General features: G+C 41.0%; 7 protein-coding genes, 1 tRNA gene and 1 pseudogene. 6 read left to right on the forward strand and 3 right to left on the reverse strand.

The window, feature by feature from the left end:
• Positions 1–136: pseudogene (locus tag FFR48_RS24405) on the reverse strand (photosystem II D2 protein (photosystem q(a) protein)); the annotation flags it as partial.
• A 571-nt stretch (positions 137–707) separates the two neighbouring features.
• Between FFR48_RS24405 and FFR48_RS24410 the strand changes: the two are divergent.
• From FFR48_RS24410 to FFR48_RS24430, 5 genes are all read left to right on the forward strand, one after another.
• On the forward strand, positions 708–983 hold the full coding sequence (locus FFR48_RS24410) for a UPF0367 protein family (RefSeq protein WP_137669159.1): 276 nt from the start codon (positions 708–710) through the stop codon (positions 981–983).
• A gap of 14 nt (positions 984–997) precedes the next feature.
• The gene (locus FFR48_RS24415) at positions 998–1,666 is read left to right on the forward strand and encodes an ABC transporter ATP-binding protein (protein ID WP_096567748.1); all 669 of its coding nucleotides are present in this window, start codon (positions 998–1,000) and stop codon (positions 1,664–1,666) included.
• A gap of 195 nt (positions 1,667–1,861) precedes the next feature.
• Positions 1,862–2,410 (forward strand): NYN domain-containing protein, encoded by a 549-nt coding sequence (locus FFR48_RS24420; protein WP_096567750.1) that lies wholly within the window; start codon positions 1,862–1,864, stop codon positions 2,408–2,410.
• A gap of 264 nt (positions 2,411–2,674) precedes the next feature.
• A tRNA-Asn gene (locus tag FFR48_RS24425) sits at positions 2,675–2,746 on the forward strand.
• A 22-nt stretch (positions 2,747–2,768) separates the two neighbouring features.
• Complete coding sequence (locus FFR48_RS24430) at positions 2,769–3,968, forward strand: aminotransferase class V-fold PLP-dependent enzyme (RefSeq protein WP_137669160.1); 1,200 nt, start codon at positions 2,769–2,771, stop codon at positions 3,966–3,968.
• Positions 3,969–4,012: 44 nt separating this feature from the next.
• Here FFR48_RS24430 and FFR48_RS24435 read toward each other — a convergent pair whose 3' ends face one another.
• Both FFR48_RS24435 and FFR48_RS24440 read right to left on the reverse strand, forming a co-directional pair.
• The gene (locus tag FFR48_RS24435; protein ID WP_137669161.1) at positions 4,013–4,852 is read right to left on the reverse strand and encodes a M56 family metallopeptidase; all 840 of its coding nucleotides are present in this window, start codon (positions 4,850–4,852) and stop codon (positions 4,013–4,015) included.
• Positions 4,853–4,867: 15 nt separating this feature from the next.
• Positions 4,868–5,287, reverse strand: coding sequence for a BlaI/MecI/CopY family transcriptional regulator (locus tag FFR48_RS24440; RefSeq protein WP_096567756.1), 420 nt, complete (start codon positions 5,285–5,287; stop codon positions 4,868–4,870).
• A 143-nt stretch (positions 5,288–5,430) separates the two neighbouring features.
• Here FFR48_RS24440 and FFR48_RS24445 point away from each other — a divergent pair, with 143 nt between their 5' ends.
• Entirely contained in the window at positions 5,431–5,880 is a 450-nt protein-coding gene (locus FFR48_RS24445) for a DUF29 domain-containing protein (RefSeq protein WP_137669162.1), read from the forward strand.
• Positions 5,881–6,040 lie beyond the last annotated feature (160 nt).

The raw sequence follows: 6,040 nt of genomic DNA on the forward strand, positions 1-6,040 counted from the left end.
CGCCTAATGCGAGGAAGGCACAGGGGAATAATAAAACACCTGACCAACCTACGAATACGAAGCGATCGCGCTTTAACCAGTCGTCTAGTACGTCAAACCACCCTCTTGACGGGGCGCGTCCAACTGCTATGGTCATGAGAAAGAATCTCCAAAAATTTATAAGTACGGATTTTATCTGTTTATGGGTGGCTATGACATGACCTTCCATAAACAGAAGTATAACCAGATTGTCAACCTAGTTTACAATTTTTTACGGTCTCTAATCATAATAAGTGCTTTTCTCTAATTTTTCCAGTGTCATCAGAAAAAAGGCTGAAAACCCTTGAGGTGATGTTTTGGAGCATGGCGGAAAAACTTAACTGTCCTTTAGGCAAGGGGACGGCAGTTGCTTGAAACCGGGAAACCCGTCCCACTGCCTCAGCAATACAACTACCTTACCCGCTGGGGGAAAGTAACGCTTGAGGAGAGAACCACCTCGCTTGTTAGACACCGCAAGTGATCTAGTCTAAGTGGACTCGTTGAACCAAGAATCCCCGCACCTTTAGGTCGGGGAGTGTCAATGGAGATAAATTTTAATCTTGGTCATGGGTAATGGATAATATTATTCCCAATCCCCAATCCCCAATCACCAATCACCAATCACCAATCCCCAATCACCAATAACGCTAGAATTATTCCTACAGTCAGTGAAATGTGATTAATTCTAAATGTTTACCATCGACTTAAGCATCAGAAATACTGCTTTCCCGATCTCAGTACAACGTAAGTCTGCTGAAGATGCTGAAGCTGTTTATCAGCTGATTTTGGCAGCAATGCGTACTGGCAACCCTGATCTTGTTGAACTCAAGTGCGAAGGCAAAACTGAGAAAAAAATTGCTGTCCGTGCTAGTGAAATTTCGGGAGTCCAAATTTCGCAGAAAGATGGTGCAGCTAGTAGCAGTGGTAAAGCTCCGGGCTTTGCTGCTTTCACTATGGCTGAATAAACCAAGGTATAAAAATGACGGTAGTAGGCATTGAAGTTAATAATTTGAACTTCTTTTGGCCTAGTGGGGAGCAAGTAATTAAATCTTGCTCTCTCAAAGTCCCTAAAGGTGAATTTTGGATGCTTTTGGGGACTAATGGCAGTGGGAAGTCAACTCTTTTAAGGTTAATAGCTGGTTTATTAGCTCCCCAGTCTGGGGAAATTGGTATTTCTCCTCCTGTGGGTTTTGTGTTCCAAAATCCTGATCATCAATTAGTTATGCCCACTGTTGGCGCTGATGTGGCTTTTGGATTGGTGGAAGAAAAACTACCTCCTGCTATGGTAAAAGCTAGGGTAGAGGAGGCTTTAGGCGCAGTAAATTTACTATCTTTACAACGCAGGCCTATTTATGCGCTTTCTGGTGGACAAAAACAGCGTGTGGCTATTGCTGGGGCGATCGCTCGTCACTGTGAAGTTTTATTGTTAGATGAACCCACGGCTTTATTAGATCCAGATAGTCAATTAGATTTAGTAGCTAGTGTGCGTCGTTTGGTGAAAAGTCGCGGTATTACGGCTTTGTGGGTAACACACCGTTTAGATGAGTTAAATTATTGTGATGGCGCTTTTTTATTAGAAAAGGGTGTTTTAGTTGACGCTGGTGAAGCTGAACGCCTAAAACAGCGACTTATTGGTAGTGATGGGTGATGAAATGAAACGATATTCACCAATCACCAAACTTATAATGCCCATAGATTTAAGTCTACTCAATCCCCAATCCCCAATCCCCAATCACCAGTCACCAATTTTATTCTCTGTAACATAGTGTTACAAGTGATGCTTCAATTACTATAAGTCTTATGAATGATTTTTGTTAACTCTAGATAATTGTGATTAAAAACCATGCCCCGTTCTATCATCCCATCCATTTTGTTAGTGGATGGTTACAACATTATAGGCGCTTGGCCTTGCTTGAAAAAAACTCGTGATGATGCTGGACTAGAGGCAGCACGCGGTGAATTAGTGGAAGCTATAACTAATTATAGCGCGTTTCAAGGATATGAAACTCAAATTATCTTTGATGCCCAATATCAAAATGCTGCTGGTAGTCGAGAAATGATTACAGAATTTCTCACAGTGCATTACACAGACTTTGGACAGACCGCAGATACTTACATTGAAAAAGCTTGTGCGGGTTTACGTCACCAAATCGCCCAATGTTTAATTTCTCGCGTCATTGTTGCCACATCAGACCGAGCGCAGCAGTTGATGGTTCAGGGGTATGGTGCCCAATGGTTATCAGCACATCAATTATGCGGTGAGGTGGAAGCTACGGTTTGTCGGATGCGTCATAGATATCAACCCAAGAAACAACCCAAAGGCAGATTTTTAGCTAATGCTATTGATGATCAGGCTAGGCAGAAGTTAGCACAATTAAGAATGGGACTTTAATTTACGATTGGCAAAAATGTCTGAACTCCTTACCGGGAGTGGCTTTAGCCTGGAATCAATTATACAGCAAGAGTCAGGAGTGAAACCCTTTTGTAGTCAGAGTTTCATGATTAATTGATGTCCTCACTACTCTGTGTACGGCTATATGTACCAGCAGTATAAAAACAACATCGAAAATTAAATAAAAAAATAAATAAAAAAAATTTTGCCAAAGTAGTTGACATCATCTGATTTTCAGTCTAATATAGTAATCGTTGCGAGCGTTCCTCAGTAGCTCAGCGGTAGAGCGATCGACTGTTAATCGATTGGTCGCTGGTTCGAATCCGGCCTGGGGAGTTCAATAAATAGAGGATAAAGCATGAAGGAAGAAAACACAAATTTCAATCTTCATGCTTTTGATTTTGAGAAATTTTGGTCACTTGAACCAGAGGTGATATTTCTCAATCATGGGTCTTTTGGTGCTTGTCCAAAAGCGGTTTTGGAAGTTCAGCAAAGATTACGTCAACAACTAGAAGCTGAACCTGTGCGGTTTTTTGGTCGAGACTGGGAAATATTGATAGATCATGCTAGAAGCAAATTAGCAAAGTTTGTTGGTAGTGATTTTGAAGATTTGGTATTTGTGCCGAATGCAACCACTGGGGTAAATGCTGTACTCAGGTCATTGAGTTTTGCACCAGCAGACGAAATTCTCACCACTAACCATGAATATAACGCTTGCAGAAATGCCTTAGATTTTGTTGCGAGTCGCACAGGTGCGCGGGTGGTGGTGGCTAAAATTCCTTTTCCTATTGCTTCACCGCAAGAAGTGGTGACAGCAGTGATGGAACAGGTTTCACCAAGAACAAAATTAGCACTGTTAGATCATGTTACTAGCCAAACGGCGTTAATTTTTCCTATTCAAGAGTTAGTTAAGCAGTTGCAAGCACAGGGAGTAGATACCCTGGTTGATGGTTCTCATGCACCGGGGATGATTCCTTTAAATTTAGTGGAAATTGGCGCAACTTATTATGTAGGTAATTGTCATAAATGGTTATGTGCGCCCAAGGGTGCAGGTTTTTTATATGTGCAAAGGGATCAACAAACAAAAATCCGCCCTTTAACAATTAGTCATGGTGCAAATTCTCCCCGCACTGATAAAAGTCGCTTTCAATTGGAATTTGACTGGATGGGTACGGATGATCCTACTGCTTATATGTGCGTACCGGAAGCAATTGATTTTATGGGATCGCTGTTACCTGGTGGGTGGATAGAATTAATGCAGCGTAATCACCAGATGGTTTTAGCAGCAAGAAAGTTACTTTGTGAAGTGTTGGAAGTTGCACCAGTTTGTCCAGAAGAAATGATTGGTTCAATGGCAGTTTTACCAATTTATGGAAAGTTGGCAGATTGGGATTTTATGTTTTTCCATGATCAGTTATTGGATAGATTTGGAATTGAAGTACCTGTGATACCTTGGGAGGAAAATCCGCGTTTGTTGATCCGAGTTTCTGCACAGATTTATAATCAACTTCAGCATTATGAGGATTTGGGGAAGGTGTTAAAAGATTTGTTGGATTAATGGATAGATCCCCGACTTCTTGAAGAAATCAGGGATCTGGGTGATTAGGTATGGAAAATCACCGTTACTAAAGGCAGAAATGCTAATAGAAAAATATGCCAAGATTGTAATGGCATTTCTGAATTTGGTTCTGTTGGTGTTAACAAAGCGTCTATTCTTTGTTCTAACCTATCAACCGCAGAAGAACCTAAAGCTGCACAGCAAACTTCTGATGTTAGGGTTTGGTTACTCACCACTAACAATAAAGATTCAGCTAAAATTAGGGGATCTACTTGGGATGCTGCATAACTATCAGCCCTTAATTCTCGCAACATTAATAATTCTTGCCAAAGTGCTTCTGTATTTGGCAACCAGGAGGTACAAGAACGCACCCAGCCGAGCCAAAAAAACCAAAATGTATCCCTATACTGGTAATGTCCTTGTTCGTGTGCGAGGACGCTTTCTAGGTGTTCTGGGGAGAGAGTTTCTAGTAATCCTTGACTGACTACTAATTCTGGTTGCCAAAATCCCATTTGACCGGCAAATAAAGCCTTTGTTTCTAGGATTCGGACTTGTTTACCTGCTAGATTGATTTGTGGACATTCACGGGCAGATTTTACAGATTTCCAACCTTGAAAAGCCTGTTTAATTCCTAAAATGTTGAAAATAGCGAGAAAAATTAAGGACAGGAGATAGCTAAAAGAACCTGTAGACATTCCCCCCATTTTCCCCTGTGTACCCATGCAAAACACAGCGGTGACAGTCATGAAGATGAGTAAGGGAGGAAAGAGGAATAAAAATAGAGTTTTTCGCCATCTTAAATGCCAATTTCCTGCGGGGATGTGGGCATAATGTCGTAAACTGTAGGCGATCGCTACAGCAATTAAAATCATGAGTAGGTGCATAATGTGATTTGTCTCCTATTTTTCTCCCCTGGCTTGACGTGCAGCTTGAATGCGTTTGGCGATCGCTTCTATTTGTTCACTAGCTGCTTCATCTAAACTATCAGCAAAGGCGGCAACTACATCAGGATTACCTACTGCTAAAAATCGCTGTAGTTGCTCATGGGCTTTAATCATCTCTGCTTGTTGTTTTGTTAGCAGTGGCCGCCAATAAAAGGCTTTTCCTTGTTTATCGCAAGCTAACCAACCTTTTTCCGTGAGACGACGTAAAACGGTGGTGACAGATGTATAAGCTAGTTCGCGGTTAGGATCAGCAAGGATGCGATCGTGTACATCTTTGACTGTAGCTGAACCAAGTTCCCAGACAATGCTGAGAATTTCTGCTTCCAAAGGACCGACGGATAATTGCTTAGGACGGTAATCTGGTAATGGAGCCATGTTGATGGTTTGAGCGATGAAGTTGTTTATATTTCCAGGTTACAGTTTGATTGTCGGTTTGCCACTCTTAAAAATATCAACTTAAACATTCTCAACTGGCTTTAACTTAAACTTAAGTTAGGTCACGTCAGGTAAATAAAGCAATGACACAGACACAAGTTGCAGTATCTTTATATGAGCAAGATTATTTACTGTGGATTGAAGATACAGTCAATAAGTTACAGAGTAGGGATATTGAGGGGTTAGATTTTGAGAATCTGATTGAGGAGATAGAGAGTTTGGGGCGATCAGATAAACGAGAACTGGAAAGTAGACTCAGGGAGCTTTTGGAACATATCCTCAAGCGAAAATACCTAAATATGCCAGATTGTTATCGCGGGTGGGTAGAATCAATCATTAAACAAAGAATTGGCATTAGAGATTTATTAAAAGATTCACCTAGCCTAAAACCATATTTTGCCAAAGTGTTTGATGAAGCTTATGCAGATGCTCTCAAAGTTGTTTACAAGAGTTATCCGCAGTGCGAGTTTCCAGATACATGGCCGTTTAGTCGTGATATTGAAGCAATGCTGAATGTGGATTTTTGGGAATAGTTAAATAGTTAAAAATAAATAGTTAAAAATATTTATTTAGGGGTTGCTGAGAAAGTCTTTCCGTGAGGGCATAGGAGTCAGGAGTCAGGAGTCAGGAGTCAGGAGGAGATTTGAAAATTTCTTTGCCATCTCTTGAAATCCCAAAAAATGCACACTTTTT

The sequence above is a fragment of the Sphaerospermopsis reniformis genome, from assembly GCF_005402885.1.
GTDB lineage: Bacteria > Cyanobacteriota > Cyanobacteriia > Cyanobacteriales > Nostocaceae > Sphaerospermopsis > Sphaerospermopsis kisseleviana.